At 35.6% G+C, this 20058-nt stretch carries 15 protein-coding genes; 6 read left to right on the top strand and 9 right to left on the bottom strand.

All coding sequences use genetic code 11. The features are described 5' to 3' along the window. Positions 1–218: 218 nt before the first annotated feature. From MJQ71_RS13355 to MJQ71_RS13335, 5 genes are all read right to left on the bottom strand, one after another. Positions 219–665 carry an isoamylase early set domain-containing protein gene (locus MJQ71_RS13355; RefSeq protein ID WP_238807124.1) on the bottom strand — a complete coding sequence of 149 codons (447 nt, stop codon included), beginning with the start codon at positions 663–665 and terminating at the stop codon, positions 219–221. Positions 666–848: 183 nt separating this feature from the next. Further along, a complete protein-coding gene (locus MJQ71_RS13350) occupies positions 849–2246 on the bottom strand; it encodes a hypothetical protein (RefSeq protein ID WP_238807123.1) in 1398 nt (465 codons plus the stop codon). A gap of 4 nt (positions 2247–2250) precedes the next feature. Next, entirely contained in the window at positions 2251–2823 is a 573-nt protein-coding gene (locus MJQ71_RS13345; protein ID WP_238807122.1) for a pentapeptide repeat-containing protein, read from the bottom strand. Beyond that, positions 2820–3890, bottom strand: coding sequence for a hypothetical protein (locus tag MJQ71_RS13340; protein WP_238807121.1), 1071 nt, complete (start codon positions 3888–3890; stop codon positions 2820–2822). The genes MJQ71_RS13345 and MJQ71_RS13340 overlap by 4 nt, the downstream gene beginning before the upstream one ends. 16 nt (positions 3891–3906) lie before the next feature. Next, on the bottom strand, positions 3907–4095 hold the full coding sequence (locus MJQ71_RS13335; RefSeq protein ID WP_238807120.1) for a hypothetical protein: 189 nt from the start codon (positions 4093–4095) through the stop codon (positions 3907–3909). A gap of 327 nt (positions 4096–4422) precedes the next feature. Here MJQ71_RS13335 and MJQ71_RS13330 point away from each other — a divergent pair, with 327 nt between their 5' ends. The 4 genes from MJQ71_RS13330 (at position 4423) to MJQ71_RS13315 (ending at position 11533) form a co-directional block, all read left to right on the top strand. Further along, positions 4423–4920 carry a dihydrofolate reductase gene (locus MJQ71_RS13330; RefSeq protein WP_238807119.1) on the top strand — a complete coding sequence of 166 codons (498 nt, stop codon included), beginning with the start codon at positions 4423–4425 and terminating at the stop codon, positions 4918–4920. Positions 4921–5204: 284 nt separating this feature from the next. Continuing rightward, positions 5205–8153, top strand: coding sequence for a DEAD/DEAH box helicase (locus MJQ71_RS13325; protein WP_238807855.1), 2949 nt, complete (start codon positions 5205–5207; stop codon positions 8151–8153). 37 nt (positions 8154–8190) lie between these two features. Continuing rightward, positions 8191–9144, top strand: coding sequence for a D-2-hydroxyacid dehydrogenase (locus tag MJQ71_RS13320; protein WP_238807118.1), 954 nt, complete (start codon positions 8191–8193; stop codon positions 9142–9144). A gap of 76 nt (positions 9145–9220) precedes the next feature. Then, entirely contained in the window at positions 9221–11533 is a 2313-nt protein-coding gene (locus tag MJQ71_RS13315; RefSeq protein WP_238807117.1) for a DUF5916 domain-containing protein, read from the top strand. A gap of 45 nt (positions 11534–11578) precedes the next feature. On the opposite strand, the gene MJQ71_RS13310 is transcribed toward MJQ71_RS13315, so the two are convergent. From MJQ71_RS13310 to MJQ71_RS13295, 4 genes are all read right to left on the bottom strand, one after another. Then, positions 11579–12910: a GntP family permease gene (locus MJQ71_RS13310; protein ID WP_238807116.1), complete on the bottom strand. Its 1332-nt coding sequence runs from the start codon at positions 12908–12910 to the stop codon at positions 11579–11581. A 44-nt stretch (positions 12911–12954) separates the two neighbouring features. Beyond that, positions 12955–14304 (bottom strand): glutamine synthetase family protein, encoded by a 1350-nt coding sequence (locus MJQ71_RS13305; RefSeq protein ID WP_238807115.1) that lies wholly within the window; start codon positions 14302–14304, stop codon positions 12955–12957. A 53-nt stretch (positions 14305–14357) separates the two neighbouring features. Then, complete coding sequence (locus MJQ71_RS13300) at positions 14358–15563, bottom strand: ATP-grasp domain-containing protein (RefSeq protein WP_238807114.1); 1206 nt, start codon at positions 15561–15563, stop codon at positions 14358–14360. A 247-nt stretch (positions 15564–15810) separates the two neighbouring features. After that, positions 15811–16236 carry a DUF1573 domain-containing protein gene (locus MJQ71_RS13295; RefSeq protein WP_238807113.1) on the bottom strand — a complete coding sequence of 142 codons (426 nt, stop codon included), beginning with the start codon at positions 16234–16236 and terminating at the stop codon, positions 15811–15813. 274 nt (positions 16237–16510) lie between these two features. Between MJQ71_RS13295 and MJQ71_RS13290 the strand changes: the two genes are divergently transcribed. Then, the gene (locus MJQ71_RS13290; RefSeq protein WP_238807112.1) at positions 16511–18925 is read left to right on the top strand and encodes an alpha-ketoacid dehydrogenase subunit alpha/beta; all 2415 of its coding nucleotides are present in this window, start codon (positions 16511–16513) and stop codon (positions 18923–18925) included. 109 nt (positions 18926–19034) lie between these two features. After that, positions 19035–19622, top strand: coding sequence for a Crp/Fnr family transcriptional regulator (locus MJQ71_RS13285; RefSeq protein ID WP_238807111.1), 588 nt, complete (start codon positions 19035–19037; stop codon positions 19620–19622). The last annotated feature ends 436 nt before the right edge of the window (positions 19623–20058 follow it).

Genomic DNA, 20058 nt, shown 5'->3' with positions numbered 1-20058 from the left:
GTAAAATACTTTTGTTTCGATTTATTGATTTTCATAAATATTAGATGAATTTAAACAACGTGTTCTGATTTTGATAAAAAATATTCAAAGTCTTTATCACTCTTATAGAAAACTTTAAAGTTTAATTTCAACTAATGTTTAAATACAAAAAGGTCTCCTGATAACGATTCAAGAGACCTTTTTGTAATATTTTAAGCTAAATTCAGGAAAGCTACTAATTATGCTTTCTTAGTTTTAGCAGTTTTTGCTGCTTTTGCTTCTACTTTTGGTTCGGCAACAGTTTTTGTTTTTGCCGCTTTCGCTGGTGCTGCTTTGGTAGCAGGTTCTGCAACTGGAGCTTTTGCTTTTACTGCTTTTGCTGGAGTTGCTTCTTTAGCTACTTCCGCAATTACATCAATTACACAGTTTTCAATGGCGAATTCAGAATTATAATTATATTTTGAAGCTTGTGTGTCGTTTACCCAACGGCCATCATTTAATAAATAACGGTATTCGTACGAACCCGATTGTAAGCTAAGTGATGCTTTTAATGAACCGTCTTTTTGTTGTTTTAAAGCAACTCCATTGTTAGAGTCCCAATTGTTAAAATCACCCAATAAAATACCCGAAGTTGCACCAGCGGCTACCTCAGCAGGAAGAAGAAAATCAATTTTTTTGCTTGACATAATGTATTTTCGTTTGTTTACGGTACAAATTTCTAAATAAAAGTATGTCTTTTCCTAAAAATATCATTGAAAAGTGCAAAAGTTCTTTATAAAGTACAATTTAATTAAAGAATGATTAAAAAAATAAGCAATTCAAATCGAAATATCGACTTAAATTGCTTATTATCAATTACTTATCAAGGCTTAATTTTGATTAAATTGCTCGGTAATAACTTTGCGAAGTGCTTGGTGCGGACGCAGACCATTATTTCGATAAACTTTCGGGCCTGAATCAGTTTTTGTATCTTGGGCATTACGCATTTGACGAACCGAAGTGCTTCTAAATTCTTCGTATTCATCTTCTGTCATTTCTTCACGATTGGCTTTGCCTTTTTCCAAACCATCATCAAATGTATTAATTCTGCGGTCTTGGTCGGCTACTTTTGAGCGACTGAGCATTTCTTCAATATGAGCAACGATTTCTCGTTTTTCAGCTTTTAATTCATTGAGATTTGGCAATAAAGCTAAGTCATTCTCTAAAATACTTTTCTGAATAACTTGTTGTGCTAACTCATCTTCAGCAATTTTCAACTCTTCAATTAATTTCAGATTTTTCTTTTTAATTCGCTGAATACTAGGCCCAGCTTGCAGCCATCTGTACCAATAAGCTTGCATAATTGGGAAAGAAATTCCTAGACAAATAGCTCCTGCAATTGCAAATAAAACGCCACTTAATACAAACGACATCAACGCCCATGGACTATTTACGAGGTCGAGATTTAGTTTGTCATAAGCTTTCAGTTGTTCGTCCATTTTCTGAATAATCGCTTGATTATCAGTTGCTGAGGTGGCGGTTGGGTCCATCGATTGGCTGCCCAATTGCATCGATTTTATTTGTTTATTAATACTCTCTTTTAGTTTGTCAGTTTTGTAAGCTTCATAGCGGAACCAACCTAAAATAAGCATGGTAGCCACCGAAAATGCAATCAAAAAACCTTGAAAAATAGCATAAGTTCGCTTTGTTTGGGGCGAATAATCGTTGATATAAGGTTGTTCAACGAGTCTGTCGTAGGCAGGTTTCAATAGAACTGAAAGCATAGCCAAGCCAATAGCAAAAGCCCAAGCTTCATAATTATCTCGAATATTTAGGGCGTAAGCAACAATTTCGTGCGAGATAATCAAGTCGCCAGTAACAAAAGCAATTCCTGCAAAAAAGTATAAAATGCCTGCAAACAAAGAATATGGAGATTCGCTACGATTGCGTTTATCTTCCAAATAAGTCAGTCTTTGCGAATTGTTGTTAATTTGTTCTTGTATAAATCCAACTTTTCGAGAATGAGTACCAATACCCATCACGTGTTCTTGCAGCTTATCGAACGAAGTTTTTTGCTTTTCTTTGGTTTCTGCAATCTCAGCGTCGAGTTTAGTTACTTCAACTTGTTTTTCGGCGATACGTTCTTGTAGCCATTCGTACGTAATATGGCTTGAAAGATAACCTTCATAAGGGTCTTCTTCCTTATCTTTATCTTTTCTGATGTTTTCTACACCAATTACATATCCATGTTGAAAATCGGAATTGTAATAATTTTCTGGATTTTCCATATTTTTATTGAATGTCAATATTGTACTTATTTAATAATCCCAAAGCACCTGTCATTGAAAACTTTGCTTTTTTGATTCGATTCAATTCAGGGTCGATTGAAAAATTGGTGGCTGTTCTCAAATCAGCTTTTTCTAAAATGGTGTTTTCAAATATTGCTCCACTCAAATCACAAGCATCAAAAACCGCATTTGTTAGGTCGGTTTCGGTGAAATCAGCTTCTTTGAGGTTACAATTACTGAATTTAGCAGCTTTCATTTTTAATTTATAAAAAGTTGCTAGATTCAAGAAACAGTCGTTAAAACTAACTGAAAACAAAAAAGTATTACATTCCCCAAAATTTACCCCTAAAAGTTTAGAGCTTTTAAATTTTATATTTTTCAAAGAAGTATTGTTCAATTTTGCATTGCTCAAATTACAATCTTCAAATAGACAATCAACAAAATCAAAATTTGATAAATGTAAACCCGAAAAATCGCAATTGCTAAAACTACAATTTTCGTATTCGCCTTTTCGCAAGGTTGCTTGTGTAAAAACAATACCGTTAAACTCTTCTTCTTCGATGATTGGCTTTATCATTTCAAAATATCTTGTATTTGTTTGCCAGTTAATTTTTCACGGTAACTACGAGCCAAATTAAACTCACTTTCAAATAGTTTTACAAGCATTTCACGTCTTTCATTGAGGCGTTTTAATTCAGATTCTGGCGATTTTAAAACATCAACGATTTTCCATTTTTCGATTCTCAATTCATCAATTTCAAGTTTGAGTTTTGAAACTTCAGCTTCCCATTCTTGGCTTTTGCTGATTTTGTCTTTTTGTAAACGAAGATTATCTGTCCAAATACCTGAATCGTTTTTTAGTACAGTCAAATTGCTCAACAATAATTTTCCAGCAAAAAGGAACAAGAAAAATACGAAGAGAAATAGAGCGAATGAACGAATAAGAGACTGGTTATCAAGTGATTGTACAAATACAAAAGCCGAAGCTGCCAAAGGCATTCCAACTTCTTCGAGTAATTGTCGCCACGTAAAAACAGCTTCTTTTTCGTGAAAAAAAGATTTAGGATTAAACAAATTAAACATTCCTGCTAAGAAAATTCCAAGTGCAATAACCGTATGATTTGCAGGAAAATTGGTCAGAATAGACTCATCAATTAGGTAATAATTGCCAACACACATGACCAATGACAAAATAATACCGATGAGTGTTCGGGGAAGTTGGTGGTCTGTTCGCTCACGATTTTCGAGAATGCGAGATTTCTCGACGAGTTCGTTGATACGCGTTTCTTTTTGCTCAATAAAAAGGTTAAGTTCTCCAATTTTTTCGGAGTGATATTCAACGGTTTTTTCTAATTCGGCGGTTTGATGAGCGAAATAATTACGAATTGCTCCGACTTTTTCTTCAGCTCTTGTCTCCGAAAGCCCAAAAATAACTCCTTCATCACGCAAAGCATCTTCATTTTCAAGCCAAAATGGAACGATGTCCATTTCAGGAGAAAATTGCGTAACTTCGGTGACAGGGACAACGGTCGAATCGTTTGTAATAGCTACATTTTCATTTGTCAAAATCGGTGCATTTTCATCGGTTGATGAAGGTACAGAAGTTGAACTAAATAATTTTTTTACTCGGTCAAAAAAAGACATGGGTTAATTGCTCGTTTTAAGCACTCATGCCTACGGGCGTATTGGGAAATATCTGATGCGTAGCAATTTTTTCGTATTCAATAATTGCATTAATTATTTCACGAAAATATCTTTCTCGTTCAAAATTTCCACCAAAACCAGCATCTATCATAGTAGCTGCCCTTTCGTAGGCAATTGTGTATTCTCGGTGATTGCGAATTTTCATCTGTGGTTGAGGTTGTTAGTGTTTGCTTTTACTATGCAACCACAATGCCATATTAACTCTAAATTGAGAAAAATATTTTGATTTTGAAAAAATAAAAATGAAGAAGGGTCTTTGAGACGGTTGAAGGGTTAAGATTGGGCATCAAAATGAAAGAATTGGGTTTTATATTTTGAAACTTTGATTTTTAAATAATTATAAAAACTTAAGATAACTTGAAGCTCCTTAATAGGTTTTCAATCAAGAAAATATTTTTGTAATTTTACGTTAATTATTAATAGTCAAAAACAAAATCTAAGCTCTAAATCCGAATCAATAAAACCTAAAAAGATGATTTCAATAATAGTTGCAACGACCAATAATGGCGTAATTGGAAAAGATAATCAGTTACTTTGGAAGCTTTCGGCCGACCTTAAACAATTTAAGGCTTTGACCACGGGGCATTCGGTGATTATGGGGCGTAAAACTTTTGATTCTATCGGAAGAGCGTTGCCGAATCGGACAAATATTGTTATTTCTAGACAAAAAGATTTAATATTTCCAGAAGGAGTTTTACAAACTAATTCGCTAGAAAAAGCCATAGAGATTGCTGAAAACTACGTAGGAAACGAAGAAATATTTATTATCGGTGGAGGTAATGTGTATGAGCAAGCTCTTAAAATAACTGATAAAGTTTATTTGACAGAAGTAAAAACTTCTATGGAAGGAGATGCTTTTTTTCCAAATCTTGATAGGAGTGAATGGTCAGAAATTTCTCGAATTTCACATATCAAAGATGACAAAAACGAATATGATTTTGATTTTGTAGAGTTAATTAAACGAAAATAAACTTACCAATTAACATTTACTTAGGGCACAAAGTTTATTGCTGTTAATAAAAACCCTTCCTCTTTATTGTTTCCTCGCCTTCATTGATATATATTCGTTGTTTGGGCTTTGCTTTAAACAGTATTTTTATTTTGAAACACTGCTTTTTTGAAGTCTTAATATTTGATTTACCGACTAATCTTGTTCATTTTTGCAGTTTGGATTAATTTAAGAATGGAGAAATGTCACAGATAAGATTGGTTTCACCAAAATTCCCGAGTGGGAGGGCTTCCTATTTCGTTAATATGAAAGTATCTACTTTGCAACCTTTTCAGATTGTTTATTCATTATTTGAGCATGAATATCTGGGATTTTTATTTGAGGCTTACGTTGTGCAACTCAATAGCAAAGGCGAACTAACGCTACAAAATCAGAGTGTCTCATCAAAAAATATTTTTGAATTTGCCGAAAGAATTGATGCAGATGATTATACTTTAGTGAAACTTACCGAAGCGATTCAACAAGATGCAGTTGTTAAAAAGTTTAGTACAAAAAAACTCGCTCCATTAGATTTTTTCTTGAAAATATTTGACCCCGAAAAAGGGGATAAATTATTGCAAGAAACGATTCACGGTTATATGGAAAAGCATCGAGCCGAGATTTTGGAAAAACTACTTCTGAAACAAATCTACATTATGAGTAATGATGGCGACCCAACTTGGAAGGCCATCAAGAATATTCAGGAAGGAGCGAAGGCATATTTTAATTTTATCCGAAATGAAGAAAATACGCATTATTTCCCGAGTATAAAATGTGGTGGAGAACGGGTACAATTTCAATTTAAAAATGCTCGAATTTTGTGCGAAGAACCCGCTTGGCTACTCATTGATGATAAATTGTATCATTTTGAGAAACAAGTTGATGGGAAGAAACTTAAGCCTTTTCTGAATAAAAATCATATCATTATTCCTCGAAATATTGAGGAAACATATTACCAAAAATTTATCGCTCCGTTGGTAGCACAATTTGATGTTTTCGCTCAAGGTTTTGAAATCAGGTTTGAAAAACACGAACCTAAACCATTGCTGGCAATTTCAGAAATAATTGCTGCAAAGAAAGCTTCTGTGACACTTTTTGAGCAAAATGAAGACGATGAAGAAGAAAATGATGGCGAAAGTAAAATAGTTTTTGATTTGTCGTTTCAGTATGGCAATTATACTTTTCGATTTGATAGTTTTTCGGCAGAAGCCTATGTAAGTGTGGAAAGACAAGGAGATAGTTGGCTTTTTCATAAAGTAAAACGAGATTTGAAGTATGAAAAAACCCAAGTAAATCTGCTCAAAGATTTGGGCTTAGATGTGCGTCAAGGTCGAAGTTTAGTGCCGAAAAGACCTGCTTTTTCGTGGTTACAACTCAATGCGAAGACTTTATCAGAAAATAATTTTGAAGTAAAACAAGTAGAAAACAGTCAAACCCAAAAACAATATTTTTTGGGATATTCTTCGATTGAAGTTCATATTGAAGAAAAAAACGATTGGTTTGATATTAAAGCAAAAGTTCGTTTTGGCGATTTTGAGATTCCTTTTTTGAGACTTAGAAGCTTGATAATGGCCAACAAAAGAGAATTTACGTTGCCGAATGGTCAAATTGCGGTTATTCCTGAAGAATGGTTTACGAGGTATTCGGAGTTGTTTAGCTACGTGGATAAACTTGATGAAGATGTAACAATTTTGAAGAAACATCACCTCGTTTTAGTACAAGATTTAACTGATGAAGGCTTAGCGTTTTCGGTCATTACAAGAAAGCTAGAAAGGTTACGTAATTTTGAAAAAATTGACCAATACGACATTCCAAAAGCATTAAATGCAAACCTTCGCCCTTACCAAAAAGCTGGTTATGATTGGTTACGATTCTTGGCAGAATACAAATTGGGTGGTTGCCTCGCTGATGATATGGGTCTTGGAAAAACGATTCAAACGCTTGCGTTTTTACAGTCACAAAAAGAGTTAGGTTTGGCCGAACATCCTACGCTTTTGGTCATGCCAACGTCACTGATTTATAACTGGTTGAAAGAAATTGAGAAATTTACGCCATCGCTCAAAGCGTTTATTTATACAGGAACAAATCGAGAAAAAAACACTGAACAGTTTGGGAATTACGATTTGATTTTGACATCGTACGGTATCCTGCGAATCGACATTGATTTTATCAAAGATTATCGTTTCAATTACGTGATTTTGGATGAATCACAGTCAATCAAAAATCCTAGTTCGCATATTTCTAAGGCAGTTATGCAGCTTAATTCTGCCAGTCGCTTGATTTTGACTGGTACGCCACTTGAAAATAGTACGATGGATTTATGGACGCAAATGACTTTTATCAATCCTGGACTTTTAGGAACACAAAGTTATTTCAAAAATGAATATCAAATTCCGATTGAAAAACACCAAGACGAGAAGCAGAATAAACGTTTATATAGTTTGATAAAGCCTTTTATGTTGCGACGACACAAGTCGCAAGTCGCTACCGAATTACCTCCAAAAGTAGAAAGTATTCATTATTGCGATATGACCGAAGAGCAAGAAAAATGCTATGAAGAAGCAAAATCGTATTACAGAAATATCATTTTAGAACAAATTGAAGAAAAAGGTTTTGGGAAATCACAAATGGCTGTTTTACAAGGTTTGACAAAATTACGTCAATTAGCTAATCATCCATTAATGATTGACCACGAATACGAAGGCGATTCGGGAAAAAATGAAGAAGTATTACAAAAACTCGAAACGGTTGTGGAAGAAGGTCACAAAGTTTTGGTTTTTAGTCAATTTGTGAAGCATTTAGATATTTTTAGGCATTATCTCGATAAAAATAATATGCCATATTGTTATTTAGATGGTTCGACGAGTAATCGACAAGAACAAGTTGATATTTTCCAAAATGATGCTTCGATAAAAATATTTTTGATTTCCTTGAAAGCAGGCGGTTTAGGGCTAAATCTTACCGCTGCCGAATACGTTTTCTTACTCGACCCGTGGTGGAATCCTGCAATTGAAGCTCAAGCCATTGACAGAGCCCATCGAATTGGTCAACAAAATACAGTTTTCACCTATAAATTTATTACCCGAAATTCGGTAGAAGAGAAAATACTGACTTTACAACGCAACAAACGTAAACTATTCGATAACTTAATTACTACTGAAGAAAACTTCGTAAAATCACTTTCAAAAGAAGATATATTGAGTTTGTTAGAGTAATCATTAATCTAATTTACCCTTATTCAACCTTACAAAAATGAAGATTGTTTATCTTGATACTTATGCCCTAAATCCGCTCAATGATTTAGGTTTATCAATTTTATTAACGCTCGGTGATGTGACTTTGTACGACCGAACTAGCCAAAACGAAATCGTTGAGCGAGCCAAAGATGCAGATATTATTTTGACCAATAAATGTACCATCAATGCTCAAACGATAGCTCAATTACCAAATTTGAAATATATTGGAGTAACCGCAACTGGCTATAATACTATTGATATTGATGCCGCAAAATCGCAGGGAATCATGGTGACCAATGTGCGTGGTTATAGCTCGGCTTCAGTTGCTCAATTGGTTTTTTCATTGATTTTGAGTTTTACAAATCGAGTAACAGAACATGCCCAAAATATCGACCAAACTTGGCCTTCAGCGGCTGATTGGTGTTTTTATCATTATCCTTTAGTCGAATTAGAAGGTAAAACTTTGGGTATTATTGGTTTGGGCGATATTGGGAAAAAAGTGGCAAATATTGGTTTAGGTTTTGGCATGAAAGTTTTAGCAACCAAACGAAACTCGACCGTTGGTGGAATGGCTAATGTAGAAATTTGTACGCAGGAAAAGCTTTTACAAGAAAGTGATTTTATTACACTGCATTGTCCATTAACGGCTGATAATCAACAATTTATAAATAAACAAACATTGGCATTGATGAAGTCTTCAGCCATTTTAATTAATACTTCTCGTGGAGGATTGATTAATGAATCTGATTTGGCGGAAGCTCTTAATAACAACACAATTGCTGGTGCAGGTTTGGACGTACTTTCGAGCGAACCACCATTGAAATCTAATCCATTACTTACCGCCAAAAATAGTATTATAACGCCTCATATCGCTTGGGCTGGAGTCAATTCTCGAAAGGAATTACTCAAAGGCGTTATTGAAAATATCGTGGCATTTCAACAAGGTAATATCCCAAAAGGAATGATTTAGTCGTTTTTTGCAACTTTTTGGAATATTTCTTTGTCTATTATTTTGGACAAACGACAATTTACATCAACATCCTTTTATGAAAAAACTATACGCTACCGTAGGAGCAATCCTGCTGGGAATTAACTTGCTTTCGGCACAAAATAACGCAACTCAAGAAGACGACAAGTACAGCATTCACATCAAAAAAACTAAAACGCCCATTAAATTAGACGGTTTATTAGACGAAGATTCTTGGAAATCGGCCGATTTGGCCAAAAACTTTTTCTTAAATCGCCCTTACGATTCTTCTTTTGCAAAACTCCAAACGGAGGTAAAAATTACTTTCGATGATAATTTTATTTATGTCGGAGCTGTTTGTTATGAACCACGTAATTTATATACAGTTGCGTCATTGAAACGTGATTTTGAAGGTGGAACAAGCGATGTTTTTACAGTAAATATTGACACGTTTAAAGATAGGCTCAATGGCTTTCAATTTGCAATAAATCCTTATGGAGTTCAACGGGAAGGCTTGATTTTTAATGGCGAAGAATCTTCTAATTATTGGGATAATAAGTGGTTTTCGCAAGTAAAAACGTATGATGATTATTGGGTCGTTGAAATGGCGATTCCCTTTAAAACATTGCGTTATAAAGTGACAGATGGAGAAAATTCATGGCGAGCAAATTTTGGTCGAAATGTATTACAAAAGAACGAAATTTCGACTTGGCGACCAGTTCCACGTAACTTTCGTCCAGCTAATTTAGCTTTTGCAGGAAACCTTATTTGGGATGAAAATCCACCAAAGCCAGGGGCAAATGTTTCTTTGATACCATTTATGTCGGTTTCTTCTGAAAAAGATTTTCCAAGAAATAGCAACGATTTGACTGCTTTACCAACCACGTCGGCTTTTCCAAAAGGTATCGGAATGGATGCGAAAATTGCGGTTACGCCATCTCTAAATTTAGATTTAACGGTAAATCCTGATTTTTCGCAAGTTGAAGTTGATAAACAAGTAACAAATTTGAGCCGTTTTGAATTGTTTTTTCCTGAAAGAAGACAGTTTTTTCTTGAAAACAATGACCTTTTTGGAAACTTTGGTTTTCCTGACACTCGTCCGTTTTTCTCACGTCGTATAGGTATCACACGAAATCCTAATACTGGAACGACGCAACGAGTACCGATTTTAGCAGGAGCAAGATTAAGTGGAAAACTTACCGATGATTGGCGAATAGGCGTGATGAATATGCAAACCCGCAAAGTAAACTTTGGCGAAGATAAATATTTGCCTGCGGCCAATTATTCGGTAGCAGTTGTACAACGAAAACTGTTAAATCGCTCAACTTTAGGAGGAATATTTGTCAATAAAGAAAACGATTTTTCAAACCTTTCATCTGACCAAACGGCGGGTTATAGAAAATATAATCGCGTGGGTGGATTGGAATTTAATTTTTACTCAAAAGATAGTCGTTTTGAGTCTGAAAGTTACTATCATCAATCTTTTTCGCCTGAAAATAAAAAAGATGCAAGCAGTGCGGCTCATTTTATGGGTTATCATCATCCACACGTTGATGTTAATTTGGGAGTAGAACGTATCGGTGAAAATTTTCGTGCCGAAGTGGGTTATGTGCCACGAACAGGGATTTGGCAAATTTATCGTCCAGCCAAAATTATCTTGAATCCGAAATCGAAAAAAGTAGGTAAATTTATTAATACTTATGGTATCGGAACAGAAGGAAATGATGTTTTTAGCCTGAAAGGAGAAAAACTGGATAGCGAAACGACACTTTTCTTGTTTGCCAACAATTCGTCAGGAGCGGAGGCATTTTTTGCCTATACCAATAGTTTTACGCACCTATTTTTTACTTATGACCCAACGAATGCCAGCGATAATCCTAATCCTGACACATATAAAAATGTTGCCGAATTACCCATTGGAGATTATCGTTCAAAGTTTTGGAGCATAGGCTACACCAGCAGTCGTCGGAATAATTTAAACGGCTCTTTTGAAGTCAATAAAGGAAAATATTTTAATGGAAATGCTATTTTTGTTGAAGGAAGCATAGGCTATCGTTATCAGCCTTATGGTGTGTTTTCGTTGGATTGTAATTACACAAAAATTGATTTGCCAAAACCGTATAATAGCGTAGAATATTGGCTACTTGGGCCACGTGCTGAGTTATCTTTCTCGAAAAGTGTGTTTTTTAGTACATTTTTTCAATACAATACGCAAACAAATAATACCAATATTAATTCTCGTTTGCAATGGCGTTTTCGACCAGTTTCCGACATATTTTTGGTTTATACTGATAATTATTTTGCTGAAAATATTCCTAATTATTACATCAAGTCTTGGACACCGAAAAATAGGACTTTGATTTTGAAAATGACTTATTGGCTGAATGTGTAGAAAAAATTCGTGGCATGATTGTTTATTGTGCCACGAATAAAATACTTAAAAAAGCAAATAAATCAAGCAAACAACTACTAAACTTACTATTCCTTGTAAGCCCGAAAGTAAGGTATGTGTTCGATAAGCATCATGCTGATTGAGTCCAGTAAACTGTGAAACTACCCAAAACCAAGCATCGTTGGCATGTGAAACAGTCATTGCTCCACTTCCAACAGCCATTACCAAAAGTGTTAAGTCTAATGGTTCGATAAAACCAACTGCACTAGCTAAAGGAGCTAAAATTCCAGATGTAAGTACCATTGAAGTGGTAGTTGACCCTTGTGCTGTTTTGAAAAAAGCGGCTACCAAAAATGCGATAATCAAAAATAAAACACCAGAAGTTTGATTTGCTAAAAGCCAATGACTAATCATATCTTTTAAAGCGGTTTCTTTCAAAATTGCACCAAAAGCTCCGCCCGCTCCGACCAAAACGAGTGTCGTTCCACAATGCTCAATGCCACTTTTGAAGCAAGATAAAAGTTTGTCGGCAGGGTTTTCTGGAAAAAGTGTATAAGAAAAACCAATCGCTAATAAAAATGAAACCAAAGGACTTCCAAAAAAACTGAGCCAATGAACAACGTTATCGCTGAGTAAAAGTGAGATTTTAGCAAAAGAAGCAATTGTAATTAATAAAATTGGCAATAAAATCGGCATGAACGCTTTCCAAGCGGGAAGTATGTTGTGTTCTGGTATTTCTTTGATAATCAATTCTGTATCTTCAATTATTGTTACATTTTTAGCAAATTTTTGAGCAAACCAAGTAGAAACAAACAAACTTGGGATTGATACAACTAAACCAACCAAAATCACTAAGCCAATAGAATCTGTAAGATTCAAGTTTCCTGCAGCCGAAAGTGGGCCAGGTGTTGGCGGAACGAGCGTATGAGTTGCAAAAAGTCCACCCGAAAGAGCAATGGCAATTGTACCGAGTGGACGATTGGTTTTCTTGGCAACAATTTTATTAAGTTTGGAAAGAATAATAAATCCAGAATCACAAAAAACTGGAATTCCGACAATCGCTCCAATAACTGACATTGCAAAGGCGGGGTATTTTTCACCGAAAAGCTTCAGAATAATATCAGCAACTTTGATTGCCGCTCCAGATTTATCTAAAATTGACCCAATAACACAACCTAAAATAACCATTAAACCAATTTTTGACATCAATTCGCCAAAGCCTTTACCAATAGTTTCAGCTAGTTTATCGATTGGTAAACCCGCAAAAATTCCAACAGCCAATGCAGCCAATAATAAACCAGCCAATGGATGCAATTTGAACCAAGTGGAAGAGATAACAATAAAGGCGATTGCCAAAAAGACAACGATAATTATCATAAAAGTTTAGTTTTATAGGTAGAGTTGTATTGAAAGAACTCAAATTAAACAATTTCAAAATAGCGTTTCAGTTCCCAGTCGGTTACCACTTTGGCGTGTTGTCGCCATTCCCAATCACGGGTTTGTGTGAAATGCTGAACAAAAGTTTCACCAAATAATTCTTTGGGAATATCAGAGTTTTTCATGGCTTGCGTTGCTTCGTACAAATTACTAGGCAAAACCCCATTACTATTATCACGATAACCATTTCCGATGGTTGCAGGTTGGTTGAGTTTAAGGTTTTTACGAATGCCGTACAAACCCGCAGCCAAACAAGCTGCCAATGCCAAATAAGGATTTGTATCAGAGCCAACAACCCTAGTTTCTAAGCGACAAGATTTTTTGCCCAAAGGCAAAGCTCGCAAAGCGACTGTTCGATTATCAACAGCCCAAGTGAGTGTTGTTGGAGCCCAAGCACCTTCTACTAAGCGTTTGTAACTATTGATTGTTGGAGCTACCATCGGTAAAATATATGGCAAACAATGCAATTGCCCCGCCATGTAGTTTTCCATGAGTGGACTGATATAATTACTTGCTTTTTCGTCGTAAAAAAGATTTTGTTTTTCTTCAATATCCCACAAACTTTGGTGTACGTGACCGCTACAACCTGGCAGGTTTTCATTGATTTTTGCCATGAAAGTTGCCATAATACCCAATTTATTTGCAATTTCTTTGACCGAAGTTTTAAATAAAATGGCTCTATCAGCGGCAGATAAAATATCTGAATAAGTGATGGCTGCTTCATAAACACCTGGCCCAGTTTCGGTATGAAGCCCTTCGATTGGAATATCAAATTGACTTAGTTGTTCAAAAATATCGGTCATAAAATCGTTTCGCAAACTACTGCGTAACAACGAGTAACCAAACATTCCAGGAGTTAATGGCGTAAGATTTTGAAAGCCCTTTTGATGAATCGAAGCGGGAGTTTCTTCAAAATTAAACCATTCAAATTCTTGTGAAAAGAAAGGTTTGAAACCTGCATTTTCGGCTTCTTGAACCACTCGTTTTAGTACATTTCGTGGGCATATTTCGGCAGCAGATTCGGTAAAATCAGCCAAGAAAAACGGCACATCATTTTCCCAAGGAATTTTACGAAAGGTACTTAAATCAAGTTTTGCTTTTGCATCAGGATAGCCCGAATGCCAACCTGTAAAAGTGCTATTATCATAACAAACATCAGCTATATCCCAGCCAAAAACTACATCGCAAAAACCCAAATCACCATCAAGTAGCGACATAAACTTTTGTTTACTTATATATTTACCTCGTAAAACGCCATCAATATCAGCGATGGCGAGTTTTACTTTTCCCGAAGGATGATTGTTTACGTAATCTATGATTGATTGCTGATTCATAAGGTTAGGTAAGAGATGCTTGGTGTTTTGTAATAGACGTTATTTTATTTTTATCAATGCACAGGTTTATCAGGAGCAGGAGCCGAAGCATGATAGCCCAAATCTCTAATCATCATGGCATATTTTTCCATCAATTCAAGTACTTTTTCACGACTTTTTGAGCGAACGATGAGTCCGATATGGTATTCTTCGTTCATTTTCCAGACAATTTCTGCGTCATTAAAAGGAGAATAATCTGGATATTCGTGCGATGAAAGCGAAATGACAATTCCTGAATAATAATCTTCTACTTTAGGCAATTCATAAGTGCCACCCGTAGCTACTAAAGTTTCGATTTTTGCCCATTCTCGCCATAAATTAACCCCTGATGAATATTCAACCATTTCGGCCAAGTTTGCACCTCCAACTCGTGAAGCGGTTTCGAGGAAATAAAATTTACCATCTTCATGGCATTTAATCATTTCGGTATGTGATGCACTCGATTTCATACCAAAAGCACGCATCACATCTTCATTCATTTTCTTGAGGGCGGCATCATCTTCTGAATCATGCTCAACTGTTACCGAGCGGAAAATTCCACCACCATGGGCAACCTCAAAAGGCGTATTGAGGTATTGGCTACATCTCGTAAAAATAACTTTTCCGTTTAATGTCAGCGAATCTACATGATAGACATTACCAGGTTTAAATTGCTCTATCAAAAAATTATGTCGTTCATCGCCCAAGCTATGAACTGTATCCCAAGCTTCTTGAAAACTATTTACTTTTTTGATACCCGCAGCCGAAGCTTCCGAACGAGGTTTTATGACCCACGGCGGAGAAGTACGTTCGAGGTATTGCGTAATGTCAATATCATGAAATAGCGAACTGAATGGCGGAACAGCAATGCCAGCATCTTGTGCCTGTACTCGCATGGCGAGTTTATCTCTAAAATAGCGAGCAGTTGTTTGTCCCATACCTGGAATACGAAAATGTTCTCGTACTAAAGCGGCTTTTTCAACATCGAAATCATCGAGAGCAACAACTCGGTCGATTTTTTTGCTTCGCATTAAACCTGCTAAACCGACTAGAATTTTTTGATAAGTATCAAATGAATTTTCAATGTTATCTAAGTAAAATATTTCGTCGATTGACTCACGAGGCCAAGCTTTATCTTGTAATTTTTGATTGGTGAGTAGATATACAGTATTTCCCTCCGCCTTGCATGACTTTAGGAATTCAACGCCTTTAAAATAAGTACAAATACAAAGGAAATTCATAAATATAAGAGTGAATGTTGATGTTTGATTTGATTCTAATAGTCAAATATAAAAATTTGGTATTTATATCCAATAAAATTTGGGGTCAATTCTTAGAAAATATAAAGCTCAAAGCATGGTAAGTCACGCTTTGAGCTTTATAAATATGTTTATGTAAAAGAAAAATGATGTGTTTTATGGTAGTAAATATCAAAAAAAGCCCCTCGTAATTTACGAGAGGCTCTGTTTATCAATAAATCTTTTCAGATTAAGATTTTTTCTTAGCATTTGGTGTTGCTGCGGCTGGAGCTGCAGGTGCTGGAGCAGATGTTACTTCTCCTTTAATTGTCAAGATAACAGTTGCATTTTCTGCATTACTTGTTACTGTAATAGTTTTTGTGAACGCACCTGGGCGACCAGAAGTGTTATACCCAACTTTGATTACACTTTTGCCACCTGGCATGATTGCATCTTTAGACCATTCTGGAGTTGTGCAACCGCAAGAAGCCATTGCGTTTGAAATAACTACTGGAGCAGTACCAGTGTTTGTTACTTCAAAATTATAAGTAGCCAATGGCCCTTCTGTTATTTTACCGAATTCATGCACTTCTTTATTGAATTTCAATACTCCTTGTGCTTGAATTGAAGCTACAAAAGCAAAAACTACTGCAATCGTTGAAAGTAATTTTTTCATTAGATTTAATTGATTTTAAGTTTGAAAATAATTTTGTTATTAGTAAAGCAAATTAACAATACAAATAAACATTTTTTAATATATATCTACCAAATTTTTAACAAGTCATTAACAAAATCGTGCCATTTCTTAATATTTTGAAAATTGGAATATTTTTTTCTAACTTTACGTTAAAATTAGTTAGTATAACAACTAATTTCTAGCCTAAAAATTAACGAGTTATGTGTGGTGTATTTTACCTTAGCGGCGGTTTGCTCGCTCTACATTTCATCTTATGAATGACCTACTTGACCCAATCACCTCGACTGATGTTCTTTTGACCAAAGAAGAAGTACTAAACGATTACCGAATTGCTTGCGAAAGTAGAGAAGTAAGTTACATCGGACGACAGGATGTTTTTAGGGGACGAGCCAAATTTGGCGTTTTTGGTGATGGTAAAGAATTGGCTCAAATTGCTATGTCGAAGGTTTTTCGTAAAGGAGATTTTCGCTCAGGATATTACCGTGACCAAACTTTTTTAGCTGCAGTTGGTGGACTCACGTGGCAACAATTTTTTGCCCAATTATATGCTCATACAGATGTTGCTCACGACCCATTTACGGGTGGCCGTTCGATGAATGCCCATTACGGTAATTGTTGGGTGGATGCCAAGGGTGAGTGGCTCGACCAAACGGAAATGTACAATACCGTTTGTGATGTTTCGTCAACGGCTGGACAAATGCCCCGTGCCATTGGATTGGCTTATGCTTCAAAATTATTTAGACAAAATGCTGGTTTACAAGGACTTACAAAGTTTTCTCATAATGGAAACGAAGTTTGTTTTGCTACAATCGGTGATGCCTCTACTTCACAAGGAATGTTTTTTGAAGCTATCAATGCGGCTGGAGTTTTGCAAATTCCTATCATATTTTCGGTCTGGGATGATGGCTACGGAATATCTGTTCCAATAGAATACCAAACTACCAAATCGAGTATTTCGGAAGCTTTGGCTGGTTTTCAGCGAAAAGATGGCTCAAATGGCTTAGAAATAATTGTTGCTCGTGCATGGAATTATGTAGAGTTAGTGGAGGCTTATCAAAGAGCGGCTCTCTATGCTCGTGACCAACATGTTCCTGTTTTGGTTCATGTGATTGAAGTAACACAACCGCAAGGACACTCAACTTCAGGTTCCCATGAGAGATACAAATCAAAAGAAAGACTTAGTTTTGAACATGAATACGATTGTAATGTTCATTTCCGTAAATGGATTTTATCCAATGGTCATGCTACCGAGACTGAAATCAGTGAAGTTGAAGCGAATGCAAAAGATGTTGCCAAAAAATCAAGAAATGCTGCTTGGACAGCTTATCGAGATTCGCTTAAACCAGAATACGATTCGGCAATTACTTTATTGAAAAAAGCCTCAGCCGAAAGTAAAAATGCCAAAGCAATAACTGAATTAAGAGAAAATCTTGAAAAAACAGAGAATGCTGTCAGACGAGATGTTATTTCAACTATTAAAAAGGCCGTAAGATTGTTACGTTTTGAAGATAATTCAGCTAAGAAAAGTATTTTGGGCTGGTTGAAAGAAGTTGCACCTGAAAACTATAAAAGATTTAATTCACATTTATTGAGTGAATACCCAACTTCACCCATGAATGTTAAAGAAGTTAGTCCAATTTTTAATCAAGATAGTCCGATGGTTGACGGACGTGAAATTATCAATACTTTTTTTGATAATTTACTTGAGAATGACCCAAGGATTTTTGCTTTAGGTGAAGATGTCGGAAAAATCGGCGATGTAAATCAAGGGTTTGCTGGTCTACAAGAAAAACATGGTGAACTTCGAGTAACAGATACTGGTATTCGAGAAACAACTATTATTGGTCAAGGTGTTGGAGCAGCAATGCGAGGATTAAGACCAATCGTAGAGATTCAATACTTTGATTACATTTATTATGCTTTACCAACGCTAACTGATGATTTAGCTTCTTTGCGTTACCGAACAGTTGGACAACAACTTGCTCCGCTCATCGTTCGTACTCGTGGCCATCGTTTGGAGGGAATTTGGCATTCAGGTTCACCAATGTCGGCCATGTTGGGAGCTTTGCGTGGTGTTCACGTTTTAGTTCCACGTAATTTTGTGCAAGCAGCGGGTTTTTATAATACCATTCTTAAAGGGGATGATCCCGCTTTAATCATTGAATGTTTGAATGGTTATCGAATTAAAGAAAGATTGCCGAAAAACCTTTCCGAGATTTGTGTTCCATTAGGTGTGCCAGAAACGTTGAAAGAAGGTACTGACCTTACAATTGTGACTTATGGTTCGATGTGCCGAATTGTAATGGAAGCAGCGGCTGATTTGGAAGCCATTGGCATCAGTGCCGAAATTATAGATGTACAATCATTGTTACCTTTTGATATTAACCATCAAATAGTTGAATCAATCAAGAAAACGAACCGAGTCATTTTTGCAGATGAAGATGTGCCAGGTGGCGGAGCAGCTTATATGATGCAGGAAGTCCTTGATAATCAAAATGCGTACCGTTGGCTTGATTCTGCTCCTAAAGCCGTTTCCGCACAGCCACACCGCCCTGCGTACGCTTCTGATGGAGATTATTTCTCTAAACCTAATGCTGAAACTATCTTCGATGCGGCTTATGAAATGATGCACGAAGCAAAACCTCAAGTTTTCCCTAAATTATATTAGTGGTTCTTGATTAAATAGTCTAATAAGTTCAAAATACATTATTTTGAACTTATTAGACTATTTTGTTAATTTGCACCAACTAACTTCCACAAAAAAATAAAAGACGACTATGCTGAGTTTTGACCATCCTTTGCTGCAAGGGATACAACAATTTGCCTCATTTACAGAAGAAGAACTTAAAAAAATTGGAAATTACTTTGAACCGATTTCATTTGAAAAAGATACAATTATTCTACAAATTGGCGAAATAAACGACAAACTTTTTTTTGTAGAAGAAGGCGTTTTACAAGAATATTCCTACTCAAATCCTGACCAAGTAAATACCCACTGGCTAATGCCCGAAGGTAGTTTTGTTTATTCTTCAATTAGTTTTATAGATGAAGTGCCAACCGAAATGGGCATAAAAGCAATTGAAAAAGTGAAAGGTTTATTTATTTCCAAAGAAAACTTACAACAGCTTTATTTTGAAGTACCGCTAATGGAGCGAGTTGGACGCTTGGTAACTGAACAAAATCTAGTAACCTACGAAAAATTTTTACTCCTAATGAGGTATAAATCTTCTGAAGAAAAACTCGCTTGGTTTGAAGAAACATTTCCTACACTTATCAATCGAATTCCTCAAAAATATATCGCTTCTTACCTCAATATTCGGCCAGAAACTCTCAGTCGTGTTCGTTCAAAAAGAGCAGAACGTTGAAAAAAATAGGATTAATTACATATTAAAAAATAACATATTCATGTCGTTTTAAGTATTTATTGATTTAGGTCAATTTTTATTCTCAAAAACTCTTACCAATTTTGTGAACAATCTATTAAATCCACACTGATAATTACAGGCCATCAGATTAATTAATCTGGTGGCTTTTTTATATATTTGGGTATAAAATAGTGATAAATAAAAAGGCACATTTGTTCATGAACAAATGTGCCTTTTTACAAAATATATATTTGATAGTGGTTAAGTAAAGGCAAAGGGGGCATAAGATGTCCCCCGATGAACCCAAAACAACTTTTGCTGTGACTAAAAAAGTGAATTTCTTAGTTTAGTGTGCGATTTCTCGAAAATTTGTCGTTATGGCAATAGTCATTTTGACTACATAAACTGTTTTTTTGCATAAAATGCTTATAGTCAA

This window comes from Emticicia aquatica (assembly GCF_923079645.1).
Taxonomy (GTDB): domain Bacteria; phylum Bacteroidota; class Bacteroidia; order Cytophagales; family Spirosomataceae; genus Emticicia; species Emticicia aquatica.
The sequence above is the reverse complement of the archived record's forward strand: the minus strand, read 5'-3'. Positions and strand labels throughout refer to the sequence as shown.

Coding starts and splice junctions, on each gene's coding strand:
- MJQ71_RS13355 (WP_238807124.1), bottom strand. CDS start 665: ATGTCAAGCAAAAAAATTGATTTTCTTCTTCCTGCTGAGGTAGCCGCT.
- MJQ71_RS13350 (WP_238807123.1), bottom strand. CDS start 2,246: ATGGAAAATCCAGAAAATTATTACAATTCCGATTTTCAACATGGATAT.
- MJQ71_RS13345 (WP_238807122.1), bottom strand. CDS start 2,823: ATGATAAAGCCAATCATCGAAGAAGAAGAGTTTAACGGTATTGTTTTT.
- MJQ71_RS13340 (WP_238807121.1), bottom strand. CDS start 3,890: ATGTCTTTTTTTGACCGAGTAAAAAAATTATTTAGTTCAACTTCTGTA.
- MJQ71_RS13335 (WP_238807120.1), bottom strand. CDS start 4,095: ATGAAAATTCGCAATCACCGAGAATACACAATTGCCTACGAAAGGGCA.
- MJQ71_RS13330 (WP_238807119.1), top strand. CDS start 4,423: ATGATTTCAATAATAGTTGCAACGACCAATAATGGCGTAATTGGAAAA.
- MJQ71_RS13325 (WP_238807855.1), top strand. CDS start 5,205: ATGAAAGTATCTACTTTGCAACCTTTTCAGATTGTTTATTCATTATTT.
- MJQ71_RS13320 (WP_238807118.1), top strand. CDS start 8,191: ATGAAGATTGTTTATCTTGATACTTATGCCCTAAATCCGCTCAATGAT.
- MJQ71_RS13315 (WP_238807117.1), top strand. CDS start 9,221: ATGAAAAAACTATACGCTACCGTAGGAGCAATCCTGCTGGGAATTAAC.
- MJQ71_RS13310 (WP_238807116.1), bottom strand. CDS start 12,910: ATGATAATTATCGTTGTCTTTTTGGCAATCGCCTTTATTGTTATCTCT.
- MJQ71_RS13305 (WP_238807115.1), bottom strand. CDS start 14,304: ATGAATCAGCAATCAATCATAGATTACGTAAACAATCATCCTTCGGGA.
- MJQ71_RS13300 (WP_238807114.1), bottom strand. CDS start 15,563: ATGAATTTCCTTTGTATTTGTACTTATTTTAAAGGCGTTGAATTCCTA.
- MJQ71_RS13295 (WP_238807113.1), bottom strand. CDS start 16,236: ATGAAAAAATTACTTTCAACGATTGCAGTAGTTTTTGCTTTTGTAGCT.
- MJQ71_RS13290 (WP_238807112.1), top strand. CDS start 16,511: ATGAATGACCTACTTGACCCAATCACCTCGACTGATGTTCTTTTGACC.
- MJQ71_RS13285 (WP_238807111.1), top strand. CDS start 19,035: ATGCTGAGTTTTGACCATCCTTTGCTGCAAGGGATACAACAATTTGCC.